This window comes from Mobilicoccus massiliensis, from assembly GCF_000826525.2.
GTDB classification, from domain to species: domain Bacteria; phylum Actinomycetota; class Actinomycetes; order Actinomycetales; family Dermatophilaceae; genus Mobilicoccus; species Mobilicoccus massiliensis.
Genome location: NZ_LN651322.1, coordinates 1 through 24,169 on the forward strand (window position 1 = coordinate 1; position 24,169 = coordinate 24,169).

Consider the following 24,169-nt stretch of genomic DNA (forward strand, 5'->3'; position numbering starts at 1 on the left):
AACAGGCGGTTCCACCCCACGAGCCCGCGCAATGCGCCGACAGACGCGATGAAAGCGCCTGTCTGAGCGGGATCAGGTGACCTCGCCCGGCGCTCGGACAGGCGGTTCCACTCCACGGCCACCGAACACGAGACCTCAGACAGGCGGTTCCACCCCGCGAGCCCGCGTTATGCGCCGACAGACGCGGTGAAAACGCCTGTCTGAGCGGGATCAGACGGCCTGACCCGGCGCTCGAACAGGCGGTTCCACTCCACGGCCACCGAACACGAGACCTCAGACAGGCGGTTCCACCCCACGAGCCTGCGTTATGCGCCGACAGACGCGGTGAAAACCGCCTGTTCGAGCGGAGATGCGTCAGACCCGGTTACGGAACTCACCGTCTCCGTTCAAGGCGGCGAGGTTGTCGCGTACCAGGTCGGCGTATCCGACGGGTCGCCCGCCGGCGCAGTGCGGGGTGAGGATGATGTTCGGCGCATCCCACAGCGGTGAGTCCTGCGGCAGTGGCTCGGTCTCCATGACATCGAGGGCAGCACCGCCAAGGGTGCCGGCCCGCAGCGCCTCGATGAGCGCCTCCTCGTCGAGCACCGATCCGCGGCCGACGTTGACGAGGTACGCGTGCTCGGGCAGGAGGGCGAGCCGGTCGGCGTCGATGGTGTGACGCGTCGCGTCACCGCCAGGAAGGATCGAGATGAGGACGTCGGTCTCCGGCAGCGCGGTCGCGAGGTCGGCGTCGGTGACGACCTCGAATCCTGCCCGCGTTCCGGCAGTGCGCGCGACACCGCGCACTCGCGCCCCGAGGGAGGCGAGCACGGGCGCGAGTGTCTGGGCGATGCTGCCGAAGCCCCAGATCAGAACGTTCGCATCGAGCAATGTCGTGATCGGCCCCTGGGGATGCAGCGGCTGGTGGCCGGCGAAGTCGTGCCGCCACGTGTGGGTGCGCTGCGCCTCGAGGCAGGCGGGCAGCCTCCGCACGAGGGCGAGGACGAGTGCGAGGGTGTGCTCCGAGACGGTGGCGTCGTGCAGCCCGACCCCCGAACAGATGACGACGTCGTCACCGAACCCGGCTGCGGTCAGCTCGTCGGTGCCCGCCATGAAGCCCTGGATGAGGCGCACGTTCGTCAGCAGTTCGGCGTCCTCGCGGTGCAGTCGTCCCGGCCTGCCCCAGACGACGAACACGTCTGTGTCCGCTACGGATCGAGGCAGCGGTCGGGCGGCGTCATAGACGGTGACCCTGATGTCACCGTCGAACTCGGGCGCGTCGAGCGTGTCGGGCCACAGGAGATTGGTCGTCATGCCGCCACTCTCCCCCAGGCCGGTCGACGCCGCTTGTCGGGGCCCCGCGCACGGCGCGTATCGCGGCATCCGTCTACGTCCTCGGTTATCGACACACGCTCGAAGCGCACTGTGCACGCCGACGGTCATCGGCACACGCTCGAGGCGCACCATGCACCCTGCGTACGGCGTGCACAGTGTCTCGACGCCGTCTCCGGTGCGCGTGTCACTTGCACGGAGCCACCCGGCCCGCGGGCCCGCTCGGCCGCAGATCCGAACGTCGCTTCTCTCCCAGCGAGCCCCGCGGCGCCGGCATCGCCTCCTCGCGCGCCGGTGATCGCGAGGCTCACGCAACAAAGACCGGTCACCACTCGACCGTTTTCCGACCGCGCCGCCCTGACCAGCGCTGTTGTGCGAGCACTCCGCCGGACTGCCCCGAGTGACCGGTCTTTGTTGCGTGAGGTCCGCGCCCTCGACGCGAGACGCGGCATTCGTCGCCGGATCCGCAGGCCCGCGCCCTGCCCAGCTCTACCGAGGGGCCCGTCCAGGGTGTCTCGGAGAAGCAGATCTCTCGTCGAATCCACCTCGCCGCAGCGATGTGCCCGGGGTTGCGAGGACGATCACGCAGGCCCCGCGCCGGGACGACGATGCGTCGCCGGTGTCGCCTGAAGCCCGCGGCCCTTTACCGTGTTCCCATGACGATCTCTCGCCCCGGGGCGCTCGCATGAGCGGTGGCCTCGTCGCTCTGCTCGACGACATCGCAACGCTGGCCCGGCTCGCCGCCGCTTCGGTCGACGACGTCGGTGCGGCCGCTGGTCGCGCCAGCGCCAAGGCCGCCGGTGTCGTGGTCGACGACACGGCCGTCACTCCGCGTTACCTCACGGGATTCACGCCCGACCGTGAGCTGCCTGCCATCAAACGCATCACGATCGGGTCGCTGCGCAACAAGCTCGTCTTCATCCTCCCGGCGGCGTTGCTGTTGAGTCAGTTCGCGCCGTGGCTGCTGACCCCGTTGCTCATGCTGGGTGGCACGTATCTCTCGTTCGAGGGTGCCGAGAAGATCTGGGAGAAGCTCCATCCTCACGAGGGAGCCGAAGAGGCCCCTGCCCTGCTCCAGGGCGATGACGCCGAGAACCGGATGGTGTCAGGAGCGATCCGTACCGACTTCATCCTCTCGGCCGAGATCATGGTCATCGCGCTCAACGAGGTGGCCGCGGAGACGTTGTGGGCGCGAGCGATCATCCTGGTCATCGTCGCCTTCGGCATCACCATCGGCGTGTACGGAGTGGTCGCCCTCATCGTGAAGATGGACGACATCGGCCTGCACATGACCCGCCGCAGGTCGGGCGCCGCGCAGGCGATCGGCCGGGGTCTGGTGACGGGAATGCCCAAGGTCCTCACCGCGCTGGGCGTCATCGGGACGGTCGCGATGTTGTGGGTCGGCGGACACATCCTGCTCGTGGGCTTCGACACCCTCGGCTGGCACGGCCCGTACTCGCTCGTGCACCACGCCGAGGAGGCGGTCATGCACGCGACCGGTCCCGCCGCGGGGGTGCTCGGGTGGCTGACGAACACCGTGGGATCAGCGATCTTCGGCCTTCTCGTGGGTGCGATCGTCGTGGCGATCATGCACGTCATCCCGCGCAAGAAGAAGCACGGGGACACGTCATCGCACGCGGCCGCGGACGCGGCATCTACCCCGGCCGCCACTGCCTCGGAGTCCGGCTCCGCAGAGGGCACCGGCTCCACTGCCGCACCGCCCGCGCCCTGACGCACTGAGCGGCGTCGACGGAGTGTTGCCTTCGTCGCCGGTCATCCGGATCGACGCTCGGCCTCCCCGGTGATGGCGTGGAGCACGGCGCAGGAGATCTGCGCATCGAGGAGGTCGCGCGCCGATCCGGGGTGCATCGATCCTCGATCTACCGCAGATGGGGCGATGTCGCGGGGATCGTGGCCGACCTGGCGCACGACATCGCGGCCGGTCTCGACGCGCCCGCGACCGGCAGCCTGCGCGGCGACCTCGAAGCGCTCGCCGTTCAGGTGGCCGCGCGCCTCGACGGGGACGGGCCTGCGCTGATCACCGCACTGCTCGCATGGTCGGATCCGGGGGTCCGCGACGTGCTGCAACAGTTCTGGGAGGAGCGGCGAGCCACCGTCGCCACCGTGCTCCGACGGCACGGTCACAATGACGACCCGGCATCCGTCACCCGGCTTCTCGCCGGCCCCCTGTACTACCAGGCACTCATCGAGCGACGCTCACCGACGCACGCCACCATCAGCGATGCGGTCTCAGCGGCGGTTGCCCGCATCTCGGTGACGTCCCCTGCCTGATCGTCGAGCATTGTCACGCGGGCTGCAGCAGCGTGACCGCGCCGTGTTTCTTGGAGGCCGTTGCTCGCGCCGGTCACACCGGGCTCATGCGCTGACGCGTCAGCCGACCGCCAGCCAGCGAGGTGTCTTCGCCGTGTACGCGTCGTACGCGTCACCGAACCGATCCCGCAGAACGGCCTCCTCCGCGGGGATCTGCCACCGATCGATCGCAGCGACGAACATGGCGACGGGAACGAGCAAGCTCGGCGATCGACGCATGACCGCGTGCGCGGCGAGGAGCCCGGCGATTCCGACGTACATCGGGTTGCGGGTCACGCGGTTCGGACCACTGGTGACCAGCGCCGAGGCATCGGGCGTCATGGGGTTGACCGTGGTGCGGCGCCTACCGAACTCGGCGATCGATCCGACCATGAGCCCGGCCGAGCCCAGACCGACGGCCCCGGCCACCGCGGTCGATGTCTTCGTCGCCTCGAGGTTCCTGCCGAGGGCGAGTTGCGCCCCGAACGCCATGAGCGCGAGGCCGACCGGCGGCACGCGCGGCGTCATCGTCGCCACCCGGCGAGGTCACGGGCACCTCGATAGACCGTGCCGCAGCTGTTCTCACGGTCGTGTTCGTGCTCGCCCCTGCGCGCAGGGATCGGATCGGCCATGGTGACGCCGATCCCGTCCATGACGTCCATGCGCGAATGAATGATCGCCATGCACCGACCATAGAGGGAACGCGGGCCGACGGCCCAACGGTCAGCGCTATGCCAGTTGACAGTGGGAGACCAACAGCCGAGTCCGACGGCACGTGGCGCTACGTCGCACGTTGCTCACTCGACGAAGCGACCGGTGATGTTGTGTGGGAAGTACGCGAGCTCTACCCCCGGGCCCGGCGACGGCTTCGGCTATACCGCGAATCCGATAGCGGCGAGCGACACCACCCTGGAGGAGCTTCGTCAGGACCTCTCTCGAATGCTGACCGACCTGGATCGTCCTGTGCTCGACCTCACCACCGGCCCGGCACGCTTGCTCGACTCCGGAAACGCCAGGATCGAATCAGTCGATCAGTTCGACCCGAATCGACAACCCACCGCGTTCCCGTCGTCTCGGTCATGGCCGACGGCTGCTCACCTCAACTGACAAATGTGGATGTGCAGGGTCACACATTGAACCTGAACTCCACCACGTCCCCGTCCGCCATGACGTAGTCCTTGCCCTCCATGCGGACCTTGCCTGCGGCCTTGGCCTCGGCCATCGAGCCGGCGGCGACGAGGTCGTCGAAGCCGACGATCTCGGCCTTGATGAAGCCCTTCTGGAAGTCGGTGTGGATGACGCCCGCGGCCTGGGGGGCGGTCCAGCCCTGGCGGATCGTCCAGGCGCGAGATTCCTTGGGGCCGGCGGTGAGGTAGGTCTGCAGGCCGAGGGTGCGAAAGCCCTTGTGGGCGAGCTGGTCCAGTCCACGTTCGGTGACGCCCACGGACTCCAGCAGTTCGGCGGCATCGCCGTCGTCGAGTTCGGCGACCTCGGACTCCAACTTGGCGTTGAGGAAGATCGCCTCGGCCGGAGCGACGAGCGCCTGCAGGTCGGCGTGGAGCTTGTCGTCGGTGAGCTGGTCCTCGTCGAGGTTGAACACGTAGAGGAATGGCTTGGTCGTCATCAACCCCAGCTCGCGCAACAGGCCCACATCGGTGCCGCTCTTCGCGAGCTCACCGGCTTTGGCGAACAGCGTGTGCCCGGCCTCGAGCACCTCGTTGGCGGCGACGGCGGCGTCGAGCACAGCTTTGTCGACCTTCTTGCCCTTGACCTCCTTCTCGAGACGCGGGATCGCCTTCTCGAGGGTCTGGAGGTCGGCGAGGATGAGCTCGGTGTGGATCGTCTCCATGTCCGAACTCGGGTCAACCCTGCCGTCGACGTGGGTGACGTCGTCGTCGGCGAACGCGCGCACGACCTGGCAGATCGCGTCGGCCTCACGGATGTTCGCGAGGAACTTGTTGCCGAGGCCCTCACCGGTGGAGGCGCCGCGCACGATGCCGGCGATGTCGACGAAGCTCACCGTGGCCGGGAGGATCTTCTCGCTGCCGAAGATCTCCGCGAGCCGGCCCAGGCGCGGATCCGGCAGCGGCACGACTCCGACGTTGGGCTCGATCGTGGCGAACGGATAGTTCGCGGCGAGCACGTTGTTCTTGGTCAGCGCGTTGAACATCGTCGACTTGCCGACGTTGGGGAGACCGACGATTCCGATGGTGAGTGCCACGAGACCAGGAGTTTACCGGCCGCCCCGCGAACCGCCGCATCCGCCGCGGGCTGACGCCCCGCGCGTTCACGCGGGCAGAGTCCACCCCTCGGGGATACGCACGCTGCAGAGCTGGCGCGACTGCGCGACGAGGCGATCGGTGGAGTCCCAGAGGAGGGCGTCCTCCTCCATGAGTCCGCCGGTGAGTACGCGCGTGCGGGTCTCCATGCGTAGCCACCCCGGCGCGGGCCGCCCACGCACGTGCCCGGTGAATTCCAACGTCGGCGCCCACCCGCCGATGCCGAGGTCGAACGACACCGGCGGCATGGCGTCGAGCATGAACAGCAGCCCGACGGGATCGGCGTCTCGGCCGTCGGCGAACCGCATCCACGCCCGCATCTCCCCGCGGCCCGACGGCCGACCGAGGGCCCACTCCGCCGTCGCCGGATCCAGGCGTAGATCGAGGCGGTGCATGAGTGGCGGGGTCTCCATCGGGCCCGCGTCGCGTGCCGTCGACGCCGACGGGCAGTGCTCGGGATCCGGCATGTCGGGCGGGGTGATCGAGCGGTGGACCTGGGAAGACGCGTCCAGATCGCCGTACGTGGCGAGCGCCCGCATGCGTTCGACGGGCGAGCCGTCGGGGCCGGCCTGACTCACGACGGCCTCACCGGTGGAGAACGTGCGGCCGCGACGCAGCACCTCCGTCGTCACCTCGACCGGCCCGTCCACGCCGGCCGAGAGGAAGTGCGCCGACAACGCCAGGGGGTCGGCGTGGGGTGTCTCGCCCGAGTCGAGTACCTGCCTGAGCGCCTCGGCCGCGAGACCCATGACGACTCCCCCGTTCACCGCGGGTCCGATCGTCCAGTCCTCGGTCATGCGCCCGGTGAACACGCCGGGCCGATCGGTGGCGGTGAGCGCCATCGCGCTGTCGAACTCGAAGTCCATGGCTGTGGTCTACCAGACGCGACCGATGGCAGGGTGCGACACTTCGCGTCGACTTCGTGGCGAGCACGGGCACGAATGGCGCTTTCCACTGCCTGCCCGAGACTGCGGCGACGACTGCGTCCTCGCAGGTGGGAAGGGTTGTCGGTGGTCACTGTCATCGTGCGGTCATGGATCTCGTGCACCTCATCGTGTTGCTGCTCGGCGTGGCCGTCGGCGCGCTCGTCACGTGGCTCGCCGTGCGCGCCCGTTACGCGGCGCCCCTGGCTGCTCTCGGCGCCGAACGCGACGCCTTGCGCGGACGCGTGGACGAACTGCGCCGCCACGAGGAGGACGACGAGGCCGTCATGGCGGCGCTCGCCCCGGTGACGAGCGCGCTGGCCAGGGTGGAGCGTCAGGTGGGTGTGCTCGAGCGCGATCGGGTCGAGCAGTTCGGCGTGCTCGGCGAGCGGCTCGGCGAGGTCGCCACGACCACCCGGGCGCTGCAGCAGCAGACCTCCACGCTGGCCGGTTCGCTCAACTCCTCGACCACACGCGGGGTCTGGGGCGAGACGGCGCTGCGCCGGCTGCTCGAGCACGCCGGACTGCTCGGGCGCTGCGACTTCGACGAGCAGGTCACCGCGCATACCCGGCACGACCAGGCCGTGCGGCCCGACGTCGTCGTGCGCCTGCCCGGAGGCAAGTCGCTCGTGGTCGACGCCAAGGCACCGATGACGGCGTTCCTCGCGGCCCAGTCCGCGGAGCACCCCGAACGAGAACGACGGCGTCTGCTGGCCTCGCACGCGTCGTCGCTGCGGGGTCACGTCGAGACCCTCGCGAAGAAGGAGTACTGGACGGCGTTCTCCTCGACCCCCGAGATGGTCGTGTGCTTCGTGCCCTCCGACGCGGTGCTCGCGGCCGCTCTCGACGCCGACCCCGCCCTCTACGACCACGCGATGGGCCGCCGGGTCGTCCTGGCCTCCCCCGCCACGCTGCTCGCTCTCCTGCGCACGGTCGCCTTCACCTGGCAGCAGGAGGCGCTCACCGAGAACGCGCGCGAGCTCCTCGACCTCGGCCGCGACCTCTACTCGCGTCTCGGCACCCTCGGGGGCCACGTCACCAAGGTCGGCGGTTCGTTGCGCCGCAGCGTCGACGCCTACAACGCGATGGTCGGCGCACTGGAGTCACGCGTCTTCGTCACGGCCCGGCGTATGCACGAACTGGGCCTCGCCCACGATCATCCGGACGCGCTGTCGGTCGTCGACGTCGCACCCCGCCCGCTCACCGCGGCAGAACTCCTCGAACAACTCGATGACGGCAGCGCACGCCGAGACGCCCACGCCCTCGACAGTGAGCGGCCGGCGCGATCGGCGACCGGCGCAGGGTCCGAAGCGCCCGGCGTCGAGCGGGATAACCGGACGGCGTAGGAGAGGGCCGGTCATGCTCACGTCGAGGCCGTGGCGGCGAAGCACGTCGTGGACGACGCCGTCGAGCCGGGCCCGTCAAGATCTGTCACGTGCCCCGCAGTCCGGCAGGTCAGCGCAACGAGGCTCCGGCGTCGCTCTTGACCTTGGCGTCGTACGGGATTCCCCGAGCCTTGAGATCGCGACGCAGGTCGTTGGGGAGCGCGAACAACAGGCTCTCCTCGGCCGCGACGACAGGTTCGACGTCGGTGAAGCCCCGCTCGGCGAGGTAGGCGAGCACGTCGTTGACGAGGATCTCCGGCACCGAGGCGCCGCTACTCACGCCGACGGTGCGCACTCCTTCGAGCCACGCCTCGTCGATCTCGTCGGCGTAGTCGACCAGTTGACCGGCCTTGGCGCCGTGCTCGAGCGCGACCTCGACCAGGCGCACCGAGTTGGAGGAGTTGCGCGAACCGACGACGAGCATGAGGTCGACGTCGGCGGCCATCTTCTTGACCGCGCCCTGGCGGTTCTGCGTGGCGTAGCAGATGTCGTCGCTCGGCGGATCCTGCAGCTGCGGAAAGCGCTCACGCAGCCGGCGCACGGTCTCCATGGTCTCGTCGACGCTGAGCGTGGTCTGCGAGAGCCACACGACCTTCGAGGGGTCGCGCACCTCGATGTTCTCGACGTCGTCGGGCCCGTCGACCAGCGTGATGTGGGCGGGAGCCTCGCCGGCGGTGCCGATGACCTCCTCGTGACCCTCGTGGCCGATGAGCAGGATGTCGTAGTCGTCGCCGGCGAACCGCTTGGCCTCGCGGTGCACCTTGGTGACGAGCGGGCAGGTGGCATCGATCGACCGCAGCGAGCGCGCCTTCGCCTCTTCGTGCACCACCGGCGCCACACCGTGGGCGGAGAACACGACCGTGGCGCCCTCGGGCACCTCGTCGGTCTCCTCCACGAAGATCGCGCCGCGGCGCTCGAGCACGGCGACGACATGCTTGTTGTGGACGATCTGCTTGCGCACGTAGACCGGGGCGCCGTACAGCTCGAGAGCCTTCTCGACGGTGACGACGGCGCGGTCGACGCCGGCGCAGTATCCACGCGGGGCGGCCAGGAGAACCTTCAAGTCGTCAGTCACGCACCTCATCCTACGAAAGCCCCCTGGACGCCGCCTGTGCGCACAGGGTCGCGACCGGAGGACGCCGACCGACTCGCCCACGCCCGCCGTCCCTCCCGGTGCACCGATGCGCACAGGCTGAGAGCCCGCCCCCATCGGATCGAGCACCGATCCGTCGACCTGCCGACGACCGGCTCGCGGCTGCCCGGGCCCGACGACCTGCGCTGGCATACTGGCGCGGGTGAGCGAGCCCCTGCCCGAGAAGGCGGCCGAGACGTCGGCCGAGCGCCCGTGGCCGCTGCGACTCCTCTCGATGAAGATCACCGACTACGTCGACCGGATGTCGCCGGTGTGGGTGGAGGGCCAACTCGTCCAGCTCAACCGGCGCCCGGGCGCCCGCTCCTGCTTCGTGACCCTGCGCGATCCCGACGTCGACATGTCGATGACGGTGACCGTGCCGGTGGTCGTCCTCGACCGCATGCCGATCTCCGAGGGCAGCCGCGTCGTCGTCCACGCCAAGGCGACGTACTGGAGCAAGCGCGGCACCCTGCAGCTCGAGGCACGCGACATGCGTCCCGTCGGCGAGGGCGAGCTCTTGGTGCGCCTCGAACACCTCAAACGGGTCCTCGCTGCGGAGGGTCTGTTCGCGGTCGAGCGCAAGCGGGCGGTGCCGTTCCTTCCTCGCCGTGTCGGCCTCATCTGCGGCCGGGCGAGTGCGGCGATGCGCGACGTGCACGAGAACGCCCGGCGCCGCTGGCCGGCGGTGGCCTTCGAGACGCGCGAGGTGCCCGTTCAGGGCTCCGACGCGGTGGCCGCCGTCACCGAGGCGCTGCGCGAACTCGACGCCCACCACGAGGTCGACGTCATCGTCATCACCCGCGGCGGGGGCTCGTTCGAGGACCTCCTGCCGTTCAGCAACGAGGCGCTCGTACGCGCCGTGGCAGCGGCGACGACGCCCGTCGTCAGCGCGATCGGGCACGAGGTCGACACCCCGCTGCTCGACTTCGTGGCCGACCTGCGCGCCTCGACACCCACCGACGCGGCCAAACACATCGTCCCCGACGTCGAGGTCGAACGGGCCGGCATCCTGCGCTCGGTGGAACGTGCCCGGTCCGGCCTCGAATCCCGGATCGCCGGCGAGCGCCGCCACCTCGAGGTCCTGCGCAGCCGCCCCGTCCTCGTCGACCCGCACGCGACCCTGGCCCCACATCGCAGCGTCATCGAGCAACAGCGCGAGCGCTCCCGGCGGGCCCTGCGATCGCGGCTCGAGCGCGCTCGGGCCCACGTCGAGGCTCTGCGCGCACAGCTTCGGGCGCTCTCGCCACAGGGCACCCTGGATCGCGGGTACGCCATCGTGCTGCACGCCGACGGCCGCATCGTCACCGACCGGACCGAGGTCGACGTCGACGAGATCCTGCGCGTCAAGGTGGCGCGCGGCGACTTCGGGGTGCGCCCCGTGACCAAGAGGAAGGCGAGAACGTGACCTCGACCCACAGCGAGCACGGCGACGAGCGCCCCGAGGTGTCCTCGCTCTCCTACGAACAGGCCCGCGACGAGCTCGTCGAGACCGTCGCCCGCCTCGAATCCGGCACCGCCGACCTCGAGACGAGCGTCGCCCTCTGGGAGCGCGGCGAGGCACTCGCCGCTCACTGCACGGCCGCCCTGGACCGGGCAGAGAAGCGCCTCGACCGGGAGCAGCGAGACGACTCCGAGCCGAGCTGAACGCTTCGAGCTCTCGAGCGGGCCGGCACCGGCCATGGGACGGCCGCCGATCCCCCGGCGGCGAACAGCGCTGCATCAGGCGCAAACACGAGATCCGACTCGGGCGGTCCTGACGCGCTCGCGCCTTCCGCGCTGCCGGAGCGGCGACCTCGGCCGGACGGGCCGAACGCCTCGCGGCACCGACCGGAGCCTCGAACCCGCCTGGCCTCCGACGCCTCATCCTCGGTACGGCCGAAGCGAGGCCGCGACGTGCTCGAGCGTTTCGTAGTCGGCGAGTCCGCTGACGACCGTCGTCATGCCGCCGACCTCTCCGACGAGGCCGCGTCGTGCCGGGTCCCCGTTGGTCGTGTAGCGCGCCCAGGAGCGGCCGTCGACGGTCGTTGTCCCGTCCGGCTTTCCGTGGGCGACGGCCTCCTCGACCCAGGCCGTCCTCGTGTCTGCCGGCGTCTCGGCACCGGCCTGCTGAACCGCGACGAACACCGAGTCGTCGTCGGTGCGCTGGTATCCGGCGTACCAGGTGAGCGTGGGCGCGGTCTGATGCCGCACGCTCGTCGCCTTCCACGGCTGCCCCGGTTCGCCGAGCTGCGGAACCCACACCGTCGCGCCGGTCTCGTCGTGCACGGCGCGGGCCACTGGAGTGACGTCGACAGGGGGCTGGGACACGGCGTCGGGGCGCGGGACGACCGAGTAGAGCACGGCGACGACCGCGGCGACCGCAGCCATCGACAGCACGAGGCTGCGCCAGTTGCCGTGAGCATGCGGATTCAGGCGCGGCGCGGGACCAGCATCCTCGGGCTGCCTGGCACTCTCGACCGGCGCCGTCCCACCGGCCTCCTCAAGGCTGCGGGTGTCGTCCTCGGCATGCGCTCCGGTCGATGAGGGATGAGGGGTCGAGGACGTCATGGGCCCATTCTTGCCCATCCGACCCACCCGTCCCTCCCCCGGCGCCGCGTCGGCCCGCGCCTCACGACCGCCGAGACAGCCGCCGTTTCCGCTCCCACTGAGCGTGTCGGACCCTTCGAGATGGAAACGGCGGCTGTCTCGGCGTCGAGGCTCGTGGGAGGAGAAACGGGGCACCCGGTACATTCACCGCATGATGAAATCGGTGACTGCGTGAGCCCGCGAGGTCGCCGCCCAACCGGCGCCGACGCGCGGGGAGACATCCTCTCGGCGGCCCGACGCGCCTTCGCCCGTTCGGGGTACGCCCGGACATCGATGCGCGCCGTCGCCCGCGAGGCCGGCGTCGACCCGGCGCTCGTCCATCACTACTTCGACGGTAAGTCCGACCTCTTCTTCCACGCCATCATCGGCGACATCGAGAACGAGGGCGAAGGCCGCATCAACCCCGCGGCGATCGTCCGCAGCATCACCGCCGGGCCCCCCGACGAACTCGGTTACCGGTGGACGGTCGGCTTCCTCCGACTGTGGGACCGCCCCGGGGCAGCGGACCGGTTGGTCTCGATGATCGGCGCCGTCGCCTCCGGTGACGAGGTGCGCGAGCCGGTGATGCAATTCCTCCAGGAGGAGGTCTTCACGCCGATCGTCGCGCAGGTCGCCCCCGACCGTCCCGAGCTCCGCTCGCAGCTCGCCGCCTCGCACGTCATCGGCCTCGCGATCACGCGGTACGTCGCGCGCCTGCCCCACATCGTGGCGATGACGGCCGAGGAACTGTCGGCCTTCACCTCCGGCAACCTGCAGCACTACCTCACGGGCGACCTCGGAGCCGGGTCGACCTCCTGACGCGCGACGACGCAGCGCCTGCACGGCGTCACACCTTCACAGCCGGCACCGAGCAGACCTCGACTCAGGGTCTTGGCCTCGACGCCGCCCTCGGCCACGTCGCCTTGCATGGGCCGCGCCACACCCGCCACCTCGCCCCAAGCGCGCGCCACCCTTGCCTCGCACGGGGGGACGGTCTAGATTTCATCACGTGATGAAATCTAGACCGTCCCCCCGTGCGAGGCAAGGGTGGCGCGCGCTTGGGGCGAGGTGGCGGGTGTGGCGCGGCCCATGCAAGGCGACGTGGCCGAGGGCGGCGTCGAGGCCAAGACCCTGAGTCGAGGTCTGCTCGGTGCCGGCTGTGAAGGTGTGACGCCGTGCAGGCGCTGCGTCGTCGCGCGTCAGGAGGTCGACCCGGCTCCGAGGTCGCCCGTGAGGTAGTGCTGCAGGTTGCCGGAGGTGAAGGCCGACAGTTCCTCGGCCGTCATCGCCACGATGTGGGGCAGGCGCGCGACGTACCGCGTGATCGCGAGGCCGATGACGTGCGAGGCGGCGAGCTGCGAGCGGAGCTCGGGACGGTCGGGGGCGACCTGCGCGACGATCGGCGTGAAGACCTCCTCCTGGAGGAATTGCATCACCGGCTCGCGCACCTCGTCACCGGAGGCGACGGCGCCGATCATCGAGACCAACCGGTCCGCTGCCCCGGGGCGGTCCCACAGTCGGAGGAAGCCGACCGTCCACCGGTAACCGAGTTCGTCGGGGGGCCCGGCGGTGATGCTGCGGACGATCGCCGCGGGGTTGATGCGGCCTTCGCCCTCGTTCTCGATGTCGCCGATGATGGCGTGGAAGAAGAGGTCGGACTTACCGTCGAAGTAGTGATGGACGAGCGCCGGGTCGACGCCGGCCTCGCGGGCGACGGCGCGCATCGATGTCCGGGCGTACCCCGAACGGGCGAAGGCGCGTCGGGCCGCCGAGAGGATGTCTCCCCGCGCGTCGGCGCCGGTTGGGCGGCGACCTCGCGGGCTCACGCAGTCACCGATTTCATCATGCGGTGAATGTACCGGGTGCCCCGTTTCTCCTCCCACGAGCCTCGACGCCGAGACAGCCGCCGTTTCCATCTCGAAGGGTCCGACACGCTCAGTGGGAGCGGAAACGGCGGCTGTCTCGGCGGTCGTGAGGCGCGGGCCGACGCGGCGCCGGGGGAGGGACGGGTGGGTCGGATGGGCAAGAATGGGCCCATGACGTCCTCGACCCCTCATCCCTCATCGACCGGAGCGCATGCCGAGGACGACACCCGCAGCCTTGAGGAGGCCGGTGGGACGGCGCCGGTCGAGAGTGCCAGGCAGCCCGAGGATGCTGGTCCCGCGCCGCGCCTGAATCCGCATGCTCACGGCAACTGGCGCAGCCTCGTGCTGTCGATGGCTGCGGTCGCCGCGGTCGTCGCCGTGCTCTACTCGGTCGTCCCGCGCCCCGACGCCGTGTCCCAGCCCCCTGTCGACGTCACTCCAGTGGCCCGCGCCGTGCACGACGAGACCGGCGCGACGGTGTGGGTTCCGCAGCTCGGCGAACCGGGGCAGCCGTGGAAGGCGACGAGCGTGCGGCATCAGACCGCGCCCACGCTCACCTGGTACGCCGGATACCAGCGCACCGACGACGACTCGGTGTTCGTCGCGGTTCAGCAGGCCGGTGCCGAGACGCCGGCAGACACGAGGACGGCCTGGGTCGAGGAGGCCGTCGCCCACGGAAAGCCGGACGGGACAACGACCGTCGACGGCCGCTCCTGGGCGCGCTACACGACCAACGGGGACCCGGCACGACGCGGCCTCGTCGGAGAGGTCGGCGGCATGACGACGGTCGTCAGCGGACTCGCCGACTACGAAACGCTCGAGCACGTCGCGGCCTCGCTTCGGCCGTACCGAGGATGAGGCGTCGGAGGCCAGGCGGGTTCGAGGCTCCGGTCGGTGCCGCGAGGCGTTCGGCCCGTCCGGCCGAGGTCGCCGCTCCGGCAGCGCGGAAGGCGCGAGCGCGTCAGGACCGCCCGAGTCGGATCTCGTGTTTGCGCCTGATGCAGCGCTGTTCGCCGCCGGGGGATCGGCGGCCGTCCCATGGCCGGTGCCGGCCCGCTCGAGAGCTCGAAGCGTTCAGCTCGGCTCGGAGTCGTCTCGCTGCTCCCGGTCGAGGCGCTTCTCTGCCCGGTCCAGGGCGGCCGTGCAGTGAGCGGCGAGTGCCTCGCCGCGCTCCCAGAGGGCGACGCTCGTCTCGAGGTCGGCGGTGCCGGATTCGAGGCGGGCGACGGTCTCGACGAGCTCGTCGCGGGCCTGTTCGTAGGAGAGCGAGGACACCTCGGGGCGCTCGTCGCCGTGCTCGCTGTGGGTCGAGGTCACGTTCTCGCCTTCCTCTTGGTCACGGGGCGCACCCCGAAGTCGCCGCGCGCCACCTTGACGCGCAGGATCTCGTCGACGTCGACCTCGGTCCGGTCGGTGACGATGCGGCCGTCGGCGTGCAGCACGATGGCGTACCCGCGATCCAGGGTGCCCTGTGGCGAGAGCGCCCGAAGCTGTGCGCGCAGAGCCTCGACGTGGGCCCGAGCGCGCTCGAGCCGCGATCGCAGGGCCCGCCGGGAGCGCTCGCGCTGTTGCTCGATGACGCTGCGATGTGGGGCCAGGGTCGCGTGCGGGTCGACGAGGACGGGGCGGCTGCGCAGGACCTCGAGGTGGCGGCGCTCGCCGGCGATCCGGGATTCGAGGCCGGACCGGGCACGTTCCACCGAGCGCAGGATGCCGGCCCGTTCGACCTCGACGTCGGGGACGATGTGTTTGGCCGCGTCGGTGGGTGTCGAGGCGCGCAGGTCGGCCACGAAGTCGAGCAGCGGGGTGTCGACCTCGTGCCCGATCGCGCTGACGACGGGCGTCGTCGCCGCTGCCACGGCGCGTACGAGCGCCTCGTTGCTGAACGGCAGGAGGTCCTCGAACGAGCCCCCGCCGCGGGTGATGACGATGACGTCGACCTCGTGGTGGGCGTCGAGTTCGCGCAGCGCCTCGGTGACGGCGGCCACCGCGTCGGAGCCCTGAACGGGCACCTCGCGCGTCTCGAAGGCCACCGCCGGCCAGCGGCGCCGGGCGTTCTCGTGCACGTCGCGCATCGCCGCACTCGCCCGGCCGCAGATGAGGCCGACACGGCGAGGAAGGAACGGCACCGCCCGCTTGCGCTCGACCGCGAACAGACCCTCCGCAGCGAGGACCCGTTTGAGGTGTTCGAGGCGCACCAAGAGCTCGCCCTCGCCGACGGGACGCATGTCGCGTGCCTCGAGCTGCAGGGTGCCGCGCTTGCTCCAGTACGTCGCCTTGGCGTGGACGACGACGCGGCTGCCCTCGGAGATCGGCATGCGGTCGAGGACGACCACCGGCACGGTCACCGTCATCGACATGTCGACGTCGGGATCGCGCAGGGTCACGAAGCAGGAGCGGGCGCCCGGGCGCCGGTTGAGCTGGACGAGTTGGCCCTCCACCCACACCGGCGACATCCGGTCGACGTAGTCGGTGATCTTCATCGAGAGGAGTCGCAGCGGCCACGGGCGCTCGGCCGACGTCTCGGCCGCCTTCTCGGGCAGGGGCTCGCTCACCCGCGCCAGTATGCCAGCGCAGGTCGTCGGGCCCGGGCAGCCGCGAGCCGGTCGTCGGCAGGTCGACGGATCGGTGCTCGATCCGATGGGGGCGGGCTCTCAGCCTGTGCGCATCGGTGCACCGGGAGGGACGGCGGGCGTGGGCGAGTCGGTCGGCGTCCTCCGGTCGCGACCCTGTGCGCACAGGCGGCGTCCAGGGGGCTTTCGTAGGATGAGGTGCGTGACTGACGACTTGAAGGTTCTCCTGGCCGCCCCGCGTGGATACTGCGCCGGCGTCGACCGCGCCGTCGTCACCGTCGAGAAGGCTCTCGAGCTGTACGGCGCCCCGGTCTACGTGCGCAAGCAGATCGTCCACAACAAGCATGTCGTCGCCGTGCTCGAGCGCCGCGGCGCGATCTTCGTGGAGGAGACCGACGAGGTGCCCGAGGGCGCCACGGTCGTGTTCTCCGCCCACGGTGTGGCGCCGGTGGTGCACGAAGAGGCGAAGGCGCGCTCGCTGCGGTCGATCGATGCCACCTGCCCGCTCGTCACCAAGGTGCACCGCGAGGCCAAGCGGTTCGCCGGCGACGACTACGACATCCTGCTCATCGGCCACGAGGGTCACGAGGAGGTCATCGGCACCGCCGGCGAGGCTCCCGCCCACATCACGCTGGTCGACGGGCCCGACGACGTCGAGAACATCGAGGTGCGCGACCCCTCGAAGGTCGTGTGGCTCTCGCAGACCACGCTCAGCGTCGACGAGACCATGGAGACCGTGCGCCGGCTGCGTGAGCGCTTTCCGCAGCTGCAGGATCCGCCGAGCGACGACATCTGCTACGCCACGCAGAACCGCCAGGGCGCGGTCAAGAAGATGGCCGCCGACGTCGACCTCATGCTCGTCGTCGGTTCGCGCAACTCCTCCAACTCGGTGCGCCTGGTCGAGGTCGCGCTCGAGCACGGCGCCAAGGCCGGTCAACTGGTCGACTACGCCGACGAGATCGACGAGGCGTGGCTCGAAGGAGTGCGCACCGTCGGCGTGAGTAGCGGCGCCTCGGTGCCGGAGATCCTCGTCAACGACGTGCTCGCCTACCTCGCCGAGCGGGGCTTCACCGACGTCGAACCTGTCGTCGCGGCCGAGGAGAGCCTGTTGTTCGCGCTCCCCAACGACCTGCGTCGCGATCTCAAGGCTCGGGGAATCCCGTACGACGCCAAGGTCAAGAGCGACGCCGGAGCCTCGTTGCGCTGACCTGCCGGACTGCGGGGCACGTGACAGATCTTGACGGGCCCGGCTCGACGGCGTCGTCCACGACGTGCTTCGCCGCCACGGCCTCGACGTGAGCATGACCGGCCCTCTCCTACGCCGTCCGGTTATCCCGCTCGACGCCGGGCGCTTCGGACCCTGCGCCGGTCGCCGATCGCGCCGGCCGCTCACTGTCGAGGGCGTGGGCGTCTCGGCGTGCGCTGCCGTCATCGAGTTGTTCGAGGAGTTCTGCCGCGGTGAGCGGGCGGGGTGCGACGTCGACGACCGACAGCGCGTCCGGATGATCGTGGGCGAGGCCCAGTTCGTGCATACGCCGGGCCGTGACGAAGACGCGTGACTCCAGTGCGCCGACCATCGCGTTGTAGGCGTCGACGCTGCGGCGCAACGAACCGCCGACCTTGGTGACGTGGCCCCCGAGGGTGCCGAGACGCGAGTAGAGGTCGCGGCCGAGGTCGAGGAGCTCGCGCGCGTTCTCGGTGAGCGCCTCCTGCTGCCAGGTGAAGGCGACCGTGCGCAGGAGAGCGAGCAGCGTGGCGGGGGAGGCCAGGACGACCCGGCGGCCCATCGCGTGGTCGTAGAGGGCGGGGTCGGCGTCGAGAGCGGCCGCGAGCACCGCGTCGGAGGGCACGAAGCACACGACCATCTCGGGGGTCGAGGAGAACGCCGTCCAGTACTCCTTCTTCGCGAGGGTCTCGACGTGACCCCGCAGCGACGACGCGTGCGAGGCCAGCAGACGCCGTCGTTCTCGTTCGGGGTGCTCCGCGGACTGGGCCGCGAGGAACGCCGTCATCGGTGCCTTGGCGTCGACCACGAGCGACTTGCCTCCGGGCAGGCGCACGACGACGTCGGGCCGCACGGCCTGGTCGTGCCGGGTATGCGCGGTGACCTGCTCGTCGAAGTCGCAGCGCCCGAGCAGTCCGGCGTGCTCGAGCAGCCGGCGCAGCGCCGTCTCGCCCCAGACCCCGCGTGTGGTCGAGGAGTTGAGCGAACCGGCCAGCGTGGAGGTCTGCTGCTGCAGCGCCCGGGTGGTCGTGGCGACCTCGCCGAGCCGCTCGCCGAGCACGCCGAACTGCTCGACCCGATCGCGCTCGAGCACACCCACCTGACGCTCCACCCTGGCCAGCGCGCTCGTCACCGGGGCGAGCGCCGCCATGACGGCCTCGTCGTCCTCCTCGTGGCGGCGCAGTTCGTCCACGCGTCCGCGCAAGGCGTCGCGTTCGGCGCCGAGAGCAGCCAGGGGCGCCGCGTAACGGGCGCGCACGGCGAGCCACGTGACGAGCGCGCCGACGGCCACGCCGAGCAGCAACACGATGAGGTGCACGAGATCCATGACCGCACGATGACAGTGACCACCGACAACCCTTCCCACCTGCGAGGACGCAGTCGTCGCCGCAGTCTCGGGCAGGCAGTGGAAAGCGCCATTCGTGCCCGTGCTCGCCACGAAGTCGACGCGAAGTGTCGCACCCTGCCATCGGTCGCGTCTGGTAGACCACAGCCATGGACTTCGAGTTCGACAGCGCGATGGCGCTCACCGCCACCGATCGGCCCGGCGTGTTCACCGGGCGCATGACCGAGGACTGGACGATCGGACCCGCGGTGAACGGGGGAGTCGTCATGGGTCTCGCGGCCGAGGCGCTCAGGCAGGTACTCGACTCGGGCGAGACACCCCACGCCGACCCCCTGGCGTTGTCGGCGCACTTCCTCTCGGCCGGCGTGGACGGGCCGGTCGAGGTGACGACGGAGGTGCTGCGTCGCGGCCGCACGTTCTCCACCGGTGAGGCCGTCGTGAGTCAGGCCGGCCCCGACGGCTCGCCCGTCGAACGCATGCGGGCGCTCGCCACGTACGGCGATCTGGACGCGTCTTCCCAGGTCCACCGCTCGATCACCCCGCCCGACATGCCGGATCCCGAGCACTGCCCGTCGGCGTCGACGGCACGCGACGCGGGCCCGATGGAGACCCCGCCACTCATGCACCGCCTCGATCTACGCCTGGATCCGGCGACGGCGGAGTGGGCCCTCGGTCGGCCGTCGGGCCGCGGGGAGATGCGGGCGTGGATGCGGTTCGCCGACGGCCGAGACGCCGATCCCGTCGGGCTGCTGTTCATGCTCGACGCCATGCCGCCGGTGTCGTTCGACCTCGGCATCGGCGGGTGGGCGCCGACGTTGGAATTCACCGGGCACGTGCGTGGGCGGCCCGCGCCGGGGTGGCTACGCATGGAGACCCGCACGCGCGTACTCACCGGCGGACTCATGGAGGAGGACGCCCTCCTCTGGGACTCCACCGATCGCCTCGTCGCGCAGTCGCGCCAGCTCTGCAGCGTGCGTATCCCCGAGGGGTGGACTCTGCCCGCGTGAACGCGCGGGGCGTCAGCCCGCGGCGGATGCGGCGGTTCGCGGGGCGGCCGGTAAACTCCTGGTCTCGTGGCACTCACCATCGGAATCGTCGGTCTCCCCAACGTCGGCAAGTCGACGATGTTCAACGCGCTGACCAAGAACAACGTGCTCGCCGCGAACTATCCGTTCGCCACGATCGAGCCCAACGTCGGAGTCGTGCCGCTGCCGGATCCGCGCCTGGGCCGGCTCGCGGAGATCTTCGGCAGCGAGAAGATCCTCCCGGCCACGGTGAGCTTCGTCGACATCGCCGGCATCGTGCGCGGCGCCTCCACCGGTGAGGGCCTCGGCAACAAGTTCCTCGCGAACATCCGTGAGGCCGACGCGATCTGCCAGGTCGTGCGCGCGTTCGCCGACGACGACGTCACCCACGTCGACGGCAGGGTTGACCCGAGTTCGGACATGGAGACGATCCACACCGAGCTCATCCTCGCCGACCTCCAGACCCTCGAGAAGGCGATCCCGCGTCTCGAGAAGGAGGTCAAGGGCAAGAAGGTCGACAAAGCTGTGCTCGACGCCGCCGTCGCCGCCAACGAGGTGCTCGAGGCCGGGCACACGCTGTTCGCCAAAGCCGGTGAGCTCGCGAAGAGCGGCACCGATGTGGGCCTGTTGCGCGAGCTGGGGTTGATGACGACCAAGCCATTCCTCTACGTGTTCAACCTCGACGAGGACCAGCTCACCGACGACAAGCTCCACGCCGACCTGCAGGCGCTCGTCGCTCCGGCCGAGGCGATCTTCCTCAACGCCAAGTTGGAGTCCGAGGTCGCCGAACTCGACGACGGCGATGCCGCCGAACTGCTGGAGTCCGTGGGCGTCACCGAACGTGGACTGGACCAGCTCGCCCACAAGGGCTTTCGCACCCTCGGCCTGCAGACCTACCTCACCGCCGGCCCCAAGGAATCTCGCGCCTGGACGATCCGCCAGGGCTGGACCGCCCCCCAGGCCGCGGGCGTCATCCACACCGACTTCCAGAAGGGCTTCATCAAGGCCGAGATCGTCGGCTTCGACGACCTCGTCGCCGCCGGCTCGATGGCCGAGGCCAAGGCCGCAGGCAAGGTCCGCATGGAGGGCAAGGACTACGTCATGGCGGACGGGGACGTGGTGGAGTTCAGGTTCAATGTGTGACCCTGCACATCCACATTTGTCAGTTGAGGTGAGCAGCCGTCGGCCATGACCGAGACGACGGGAACGCGGTGGGTTGTCGATTCGGGTCGAACTGATCGACTGATTCGATCCTGGCGTTTCCGGAGTCGAGCAAGCGTGCCGGGCCGGTGGTGAGGTCGAGCACAGGACGATCCAGGTCGGTCAGCATTCGAGAGAGGTCCTGACGAAGCTCCTCCAGGGTGGTGTCGCTCGCCGCTATCGGATTCGCGGTATAGCCGAAGCCGTCGCCGGGCCCGGGGGTAGAGCTCGCGTACTTCCCACACAACATCACCGGTCGCTTCGTCGAGTGAGCAACGTGCGACGTAGCGCCACGTGCCGTCGGACTCGGCTGTTGGTCTCCCACTGTCAACTGGCATAGCGCTGACCGTTGGGCCGTCGGCCCGCGTTCCCTCTATGGTCGGTGCATGGCGATCATTCATTCGCGCATGGACGTCATGGACGGGATCGGCGTCACCATGGCCGATCCGATCCCTGCGCGCAGGGGCGAGCACGAACACGACCGTGAGAACAGCTGCGGCACGGTCTATCGAGGTGCCCGTGACCTCGCCGGGTGGCGACGATGACGCCGCGCGTGCCGCCGGTCGGCCTCGCGCTCATGGCGTTCGGGGCGCAACTCGCCCTCGGCAGGAACCTCGAGGCGACGAAGACATCGACCGCGGTGGCCGGGGCCGTCGGTCTGGGCTCGGCCGGGCTCATGGTCGGATCGATCGCCGAGTTCGGTAGGCGCCGCACCACGGTCAACCCCATGACGCCCGATGCCTCGGCGCTGGTCACCAGTGGTCCGAACCGCGTGACCCGCAACCCGATGTACGTCGGAATCGCCGGGCTCCTCGCCGCGCACGCGGTCATGCGTCGATCGCCGAGCTTGCTCGTTCCCGTCGCCATGTTCGTCGCTGCGATCGATCGGTGGCAGATCCCCGCGGAGGAGGCCGTTCTGCGGGATCGGTTCGGTGACGCGTACGACGCGTACACGGCGAAGACACCTCGCTGGCTGGCGGTCGGCTGACGCGTCAGCGCATGAGCCCGGTGTGACCGGCGCGAGCAACGGCCTCCAAGAAACACGGCGCGGTCACGCTGCTGCAGCCCGCGTGACAATGCTCGACGATCAGGCAGGGGACGTCACCGAGATGCGGGCAACCGCCGCTGAGACCGCATCGCTGATGGTGGCGTGCGTCGGTGAGCGTCGCTCGATGAGTGCCTGGTAGTACAGGGGGCCGGCGAGAAGCCGGGTGACGGATGCCGGGTCGTCATTGTGACCGTGCCGTCGGAGCACGGTGGCGACGGTGGCTCGCCGCTCCTCCCAGAACTGTTGCAGCACGTCGCGGACCCCCGGATCCGACCATGCGAGCAGTGCGGTGATCAGCGCAGGCCCGTCCCCGTCGAGGCGCGCGGCCACCTGAACGGCGAGCGCTTCGAGGTCGCCGCGCAGGCTGCCGGTCGCGGGCGCGTCGAGACCGGCCGCGATGTCGTGCGCCAGGTCGGCCACGATCCCCGCGACATCGCCCCATCTGCGGTAGATCGAGGATCGATGCACCCCGGATCGGCGCGCGACCTCCTCGATGCGCAGATCTCCTGCGCCGTGCTCCACGCCATCACCGGGGAGGCCGAGCGTCGATCCGGATGACCGGCGACGAAGGCAACACTCCGTCGACGCCGCTCAGTGCGTCAGGGCGCGGGCGGTGCGGCAGTGGAGCCGGTGCCCTCTGCGGAGCCGGACTCCGAGGCAGTGGCGGCCGGGGTAGATGCCGCGTCCGCGGCCGCGTGCGATGACGTGTCCCCGTGCTTCTTCTTGCGCGGGATGACGTGCATGATCGCCACGACGATCGCACCCACGAGAAGGCCGAAGATCGCTGATCCCACGGTGTTCGTCAGCCACCCGAGCACCCCCGCGGCGGGACCGGTCGCGTGCATGACCGCCTCCTCGGCGTGGTGCACGAGCGAGTACGGGCCGTGCCAGCCGAGGGTGTCGAAGCCCACGAGCAGGATGTGTCCGCCGACCCACAACATCGCGACCGTCCCGATGACGCCCAGCGCGGTGAGGACCTTGGGCATTCCCGTCACCAGACCCCGGCCGATCGCCTGCGCGGCGCCCGACCTGCGGCGGGTCATGTGCAGGCCGATGTCGTCCATCTTCACGATGAGGGCGACCACTCCGTACACGCCGATGGTGATGCCGAAGGCGACGATGACCAGGATGATCGCTCGCGCCCACAACGTCTCCGCGGCCACCTCGTTGAGCGCGATGACCATGATCTCGGCCGAGAGGATGAAGTCGGTACGGATCGCTCCTGACACCATCCGGTTCTCGGCGTCATCGCCCTGGAGCAGGGCAGGGGCCTCTTCGGCTCCCTCGTGAGGATGGAGCTTCTCCCAGATCTTCTCGGCACCCTCGAACGAGAGATACGTGCCACCCAGCATGAGCAACGGGGTCAGCAGCCACGGCGCGAACTGACTCAACAGCAACGCCGCCGGGAGGATGAAGACGAGCTTGTTGCGCAGCGACCCGATCGTGATGCGTTTGATGGCAGGCAGCTCACGGTCGGGCGTGAATCCCGTGAGGTAACGCGGAGTGACGGCCGTGTCGTCGACCACGACACCGGCGGCCTTGGCGCTGGCGCGACCAGCGGCCGCACCGACGTCGTCGACCGAAGCGGCGGCGAGCCGGGCCAGCGTTGCGATGTCGTCGAGCAGAGCGACGAGGCCACCGCTCATGCGAGCGCCCCGGGGCGAGAGATCGTCATGGGAACACGGTAAAGGGCCGCGGGCTTCAGGCGACACCGGCGACGCATCGTCGTCCCGGCGCGGGGCCTGCGTGATCGTCCTCGCAACCCCGGGCACATCGCTGCGGCGAGGTGGATTCGACGAGAGATCTGCTTCTCCGAGACACCCTGGACGGGCCCCTCGGTAGAGCTGGGCAGGGCGCGGGCCTGCGGATCCGGCGACGAATGCCGCGTCTCGCGTCGAGGGCGCGGACCTCACGCAACAAAGACCGGTCACTCGGGGCAGTCCGGCGGAGTGCTCGCACAACAGCGCTGGTCAGGGCGGCGCG

Annotated in this window: 25 protein-coding genes; 12 read left to right on the forward strand and 13 right to left on the reverse strand. The window is 70.1% G+C overall.

Annotation, left to right across the window (positions count from 1 at the left end):
• Positions 1-354: 354 nt before the first annotated feature.
• Positions 355-1,293, reverse strand: a complete 939-nt coding sequence (locus BN1197_RS00145) for an NAD(P)-dependent oxidoreductase (RefSeq protein WP_040155196.1) — start codon at positions 1,291-1,293, stop codon at positions 355-357.
• A gap of 703 nt (positions 1,294-1,996) precedes the next feature.
• Here BN1197_RS00145 and BN1197_RS00150 point away from each other — a divergent pair.
• Positions 1,997-3,043 carry a DUF808 domain-containing protein gene (locus tag BN1197_RS00150; protein WP_040155197.1) on the forward strand — a complete coding sequence of 349 codons (1,047 nt, stop codon included), beginning with the start codon at positions 1,997-1,999 and terminating at the stop codon, positions 3,041-3,043.
• 77 nt (positions 3,044-3,120) lie between these two features.
• Positions 3,121-3,603 carry a TetR-like C-terminal domain-containing protein gene (locus BN1197_RS00155; RefSeq protein ID WP_082043478.1) on the forward strand — a complete coding sequence of 161 codons (483 nt, stop codon included), beginning with the start codon at positions 3,121-3,123 and terminating at the stop codon, positions 3,601-3,603.
• 99 nt (positions 3,604-3,702) lie between these two features.
• On the opposite strand, the gene BN1197_RS00160 is transcribed toward BN1197_RS00155, so the two are convergent.
• From BN1197_RS00160 to BN1197_RS00170, 4 genes are all read right to left on the reverse strand, one after another.
• Positions 3,703-4,149 carry a methyltransferase family protein gene (locus BN1197_RS00160; protein WP_040155240.1) on the reverse strand — a complete coding sequence of 149 codons (447 nt, stop codon included), beginning with the start codon at positions 4,147-4,149 and terminating at the stop codon, positions 3,703-3,705.
• Positions 4,146-4,304: a hypothetical protein gene (locus BN1197_RS17190; protein WP_176489679.1), complete on the reverse strand. Its 159-nt coding sequence runs from the start codon at positions 4,302-4,304 to the stop codon at positions 4,146-4,148. The genes BN1197_RS00160 and BN1197_RS17190 overlap by 4 nt, the downstream gene beginning before the upstream one ends.
• 443 nt (positions 4,305-4,747) lie before the next feature.
• Positions 4,748-5,842: a redox-regulated ATPase YchF gene (gene ychF / locus BN1197_RS00165; RefSeq protein WP_040155200.1), complete on the reverse strand. Its 1,095-nt coding sequence runs from the start codon at positions 5,840-5,842 to the stop codon at positions 4,748-4,750.
• Between the two features lie 66 nt (positions 5,843-5,908).
• On the reverse strand, positions 5,909-6,766 hold the full coding sequence (locus BN1197_RS00170) for a thioesterase family protein (RefSeq protein WP_040155201.1): 858 nt from the start codon (positions 6,764-6,766) through the stop codon (positions 5,909-5,911).
• 167 nt (positions 6,767-6,933) lie between these two features.
• Here BN1197_RS00170 and BN1197_RS00175 point away from each other — a divergent pair, with 167 nt between their 5' ends.
• Positions 6,934-8,169 carry a DNA recombination protein RmuC gene (locus tag BN1197_RS00175; RefSeq protein WP_052465788.1) on the forward strand — a complete coding sequence of 412 codons (1,236 nt, stop codon included), beginning with the start codon at positions 6,934-6,936 and terminating at the stop codon, positions 8,167-8,169.
• A 109-nt stretch (positions 8,170-8,278) separates the two neighbouring features.
• On the opposite strand, the gene BN1197_RS00180 is transcribed toward BN1197_RS00175, so the two are convergent.
• Entirely contained in the window at positions 8,279-9,292 is a 1,014-nt protein-coding gene (locus tag BN1197_RS00180) for a 4-hydroxy-3-methylbut-2-enyl diphosphate reductase (protein WP_040155202.1), read from the reverse strand.
• 211 nt (positions 9,293-9,503) lie between these two features.
• Here BN1197_RS00180 and xseA (BN1197_RS00185) point away from each other — a divergent pair, with 211 nt between their 5' ends.
• Positions 9,504-10,745, forward strand: a complete 1,242-nt coding sequence (gene xseA, locus BN1197_RS00185) for an exodeoxyribonuclease VII large subunit (protein ID WP_040155203.1) — start codon at positions 9,504-9,506, stop codon at positions 10,743-10,745.
• Positions 10,742-10,984, forward strand: a complete 243-nt coding sequence (locus BN1197_RS00190) for an exodeoxyribonuclease VII small subunit (RefSeq protein ID WP_040155204.1) — start codon at positions 10,742-10,744, stop codon at positions 10,982-10,984. The genes xseA (BN1197_RS00185) and BN1197_RS00190 overlap by 4 nt, the downstream gene beginning before the upstream one ends.
• A gap of 216 nt (positions 10,985-11,200) precedes the next feature.
• Here BN1197_RS00190 and BN1197_RS00195 read toward each other — a convergent pair whose 3' ends face one another.
• Positions 11,201-11,887 (reverse strand): DUF4245 family protein, encoded by a 687-nt coding sequence (locus tag BN1197_RS00195; RefSeq protein WP_176489680.1) that lies wholly within the window; start codon positions 11,885-11,887, stop codon positions 11,201-11,203.
• Between the two features lie 210 nt (positions 11,888-12,097).
• On the opposite strand from BN1197_RS00195, the gene BN1197_RS00200 reads away from it, so the two are divergent.
• Entirely contained in the window at positions 12,098-12,724 is a 627-nt protein-coding gene (locus tag BN1197_RS00200) for a TetR/AcrR family transcriptional regulator (RefSeq protein ID WP_040155205.1), read from the forward strand.
• A 380-nt stretch (positions 12,725-13,104) separates the two neighbouring features.
• On the opposite strand, the gene BN1197_RS00205 is transcribed toward BN1197_RS00200, so the two are convergent.
• Entirely contained in the window at positions 13,105-13,731 is a 627-nt protein-coding gene (locus tag BN1197_RS00205; protein ID WP_040155205.1) for a TetR/AcrR family transcriptional regulator, read from the reverse strand.
• A gap of 210 nt (positions 13,732-13,941) precedes the next feature.
• Between BN1197_RS00205 and BN1197_RS00210 the strand changes: the two genes are divergently transcribed.
• A complete protein-coding gene (locus BN1197_RS00210; RefSeq protein WP_176489680.1) occupies positions 13,942-14,628 on the forward strand; it encodes a DUF4245 family protein in 687 nt (228 codons plus the stop codon).
• Between the two features lie 216 nt (positions 14,629-14,844).
• Here BN1197_RS00210 and BN1197_RS00215 read toward each other — a convergent pair whose 3' ends face one another.
• Both BN1197_RS00215 and xseA (BN1197_RS00220) read right to left on the reverse strand, forming a co-directional pair.
• Complete coding sequence (locus tag BN1197_RS00215) at positions 14,845-15,087, reverse strand: exodeoxyribonuclease VII small subunit (protein ID WP_040155204.1); 243 nt, start codon at positions 15,085-15,087, stop codon at positions 14,845-14,847.
• Positions 15,084-16,325, reverse strand: a complete 1,242-nt coding sequence (gene xseA / locus BN1197_RS00220) for an exodeoxyribonuclease VII large subunit (protein ID WP_040155203.1) — start codon at positions 16,323-16,325, stop codon at positions 15,084-15,086. Before xseA (BN1197_RS00220) ends, BN1197_RS00215 begins: the two co-directional genes overlap by 4 nt.
• A gap of 211 nt (positions 16,326-16,536) precedes the next feature.
• On the opposite strand from xseA (BN1197_RS00220), the gene BN1197_RS00225 reads away from it, so the two are divergent.
• Entirely contained in the window at positions 16,537-17,550 is a 1,014-nt protein-coding gene (locus tag BN1197_RS00225; RefSeq protein ID WP_040155202.1) for a 4-hydroxy-3-methylbut-2-enyl diphosphate reductase, read from the forward strand.
• Positions 17,551-17,659: 109 nt separating this feature from the next.
• On the opposite strand, the gene BN1197_RS00230 is transcribed toward BN1197_RS00225, so the two are convergent.
• On the reverse strand, positions 17,660-18,895 hold the full coding sequence (locus BN1197_RS00230) for a DNA recombination protein RmuC (RefSeq protein ID WP_052465788.1): 1,236 nt from the start codon (positions 18,893-18,895) through the stop codon (positions 17,660-17,662).
• Between the two features lie 167 nt (positions 18,896-19,062).
• Here BN1197_RS00230 and BN1197_RS00235 point away from each other — a divergent pair, with 167 nt between their 5' ends.
• From BN1197_RS00235 to BN1197_RS00245, 4 genes are all read left to right on the forward strand, one after another.
• Positions 19,063-19,920, forward strand: a complete 858-nt coding sequence (locus BN1197_RS00235; protein ID WP_040155201.1) for a thioesterase family protein — start codon at positions 19,063-19,065, stop codon at positions 19,918-19,920.
• 66 nt (positions 19,921-19,986) lie between these two features.
• Entirely contained in the window at positions 19,987-21,081 is a 1,095-nt protein-coding gene (ychF, locus tag BN1197_RS00240) for a redox-regulated ATPase YchF (RefSeq protein ID WP_040155200.1), read from the forward strand.
• Between the two features lie 443 nt (positions 21,082-21,524).
• Complete coding sequence (locus tag BN1197_RS17195) at positions 21,525-21,683, forward strand: hypothetical protein (RefSeq protein ID WP_176489679.1); 159 nt, start codon at positions 21,525-21,527, stop codon at positions 21,681-21,683.
• On the forward strand, positions 21,680-22,126 hold the full coding sequence (locus tag BN1197_RS00245) for a methyltransferase family protein (RefSeq protein WP_040155240.1): 447 nt from the start codon (positions 21,680-21,682) through the stop codon (positions 22,124-22,126). Before BN1197_RS17195 ends, BN1197_RS00245 begins: the two co-directional genes overlap by 4 nt.
• Before the next feature lie 99 nt (positions 22,127-22,225).
• Here BN1197_RS00245 and BN1197_RS00250 read toward each other — a convergent pair whose 3' ends face one another.
• Together BN1197_RS00250 and BN1197_RS00255 are read right to left on the reverse strand one after the other, a co-directional pair.
• On the reverse strand, positions 22,226-22,708 hold the full coding sequence (locus BN1197_RS00250) for a TetR-like C-terminal domain-containing protein (protein ID WP_082043478.1): 483 nt from the start codon (positions 22,706-22,708) through the stop codon (positions 22,226-22,228).
• A 77-nt stretch (positions 22,709-22,785) separates the two neighbouring features.
• A complete protein-coding gene (locus BN1197_RS00255; RefSeq protein ID WP_040155197.1) occupies positions 22,786-23,832 on the reverse strand; it encodes a DUF808 domain-containing protein in 1,047 nt (348 codons plus the stop codon).
• Positions 23,833-24,169: the final 337 nt, after the last annotated feature.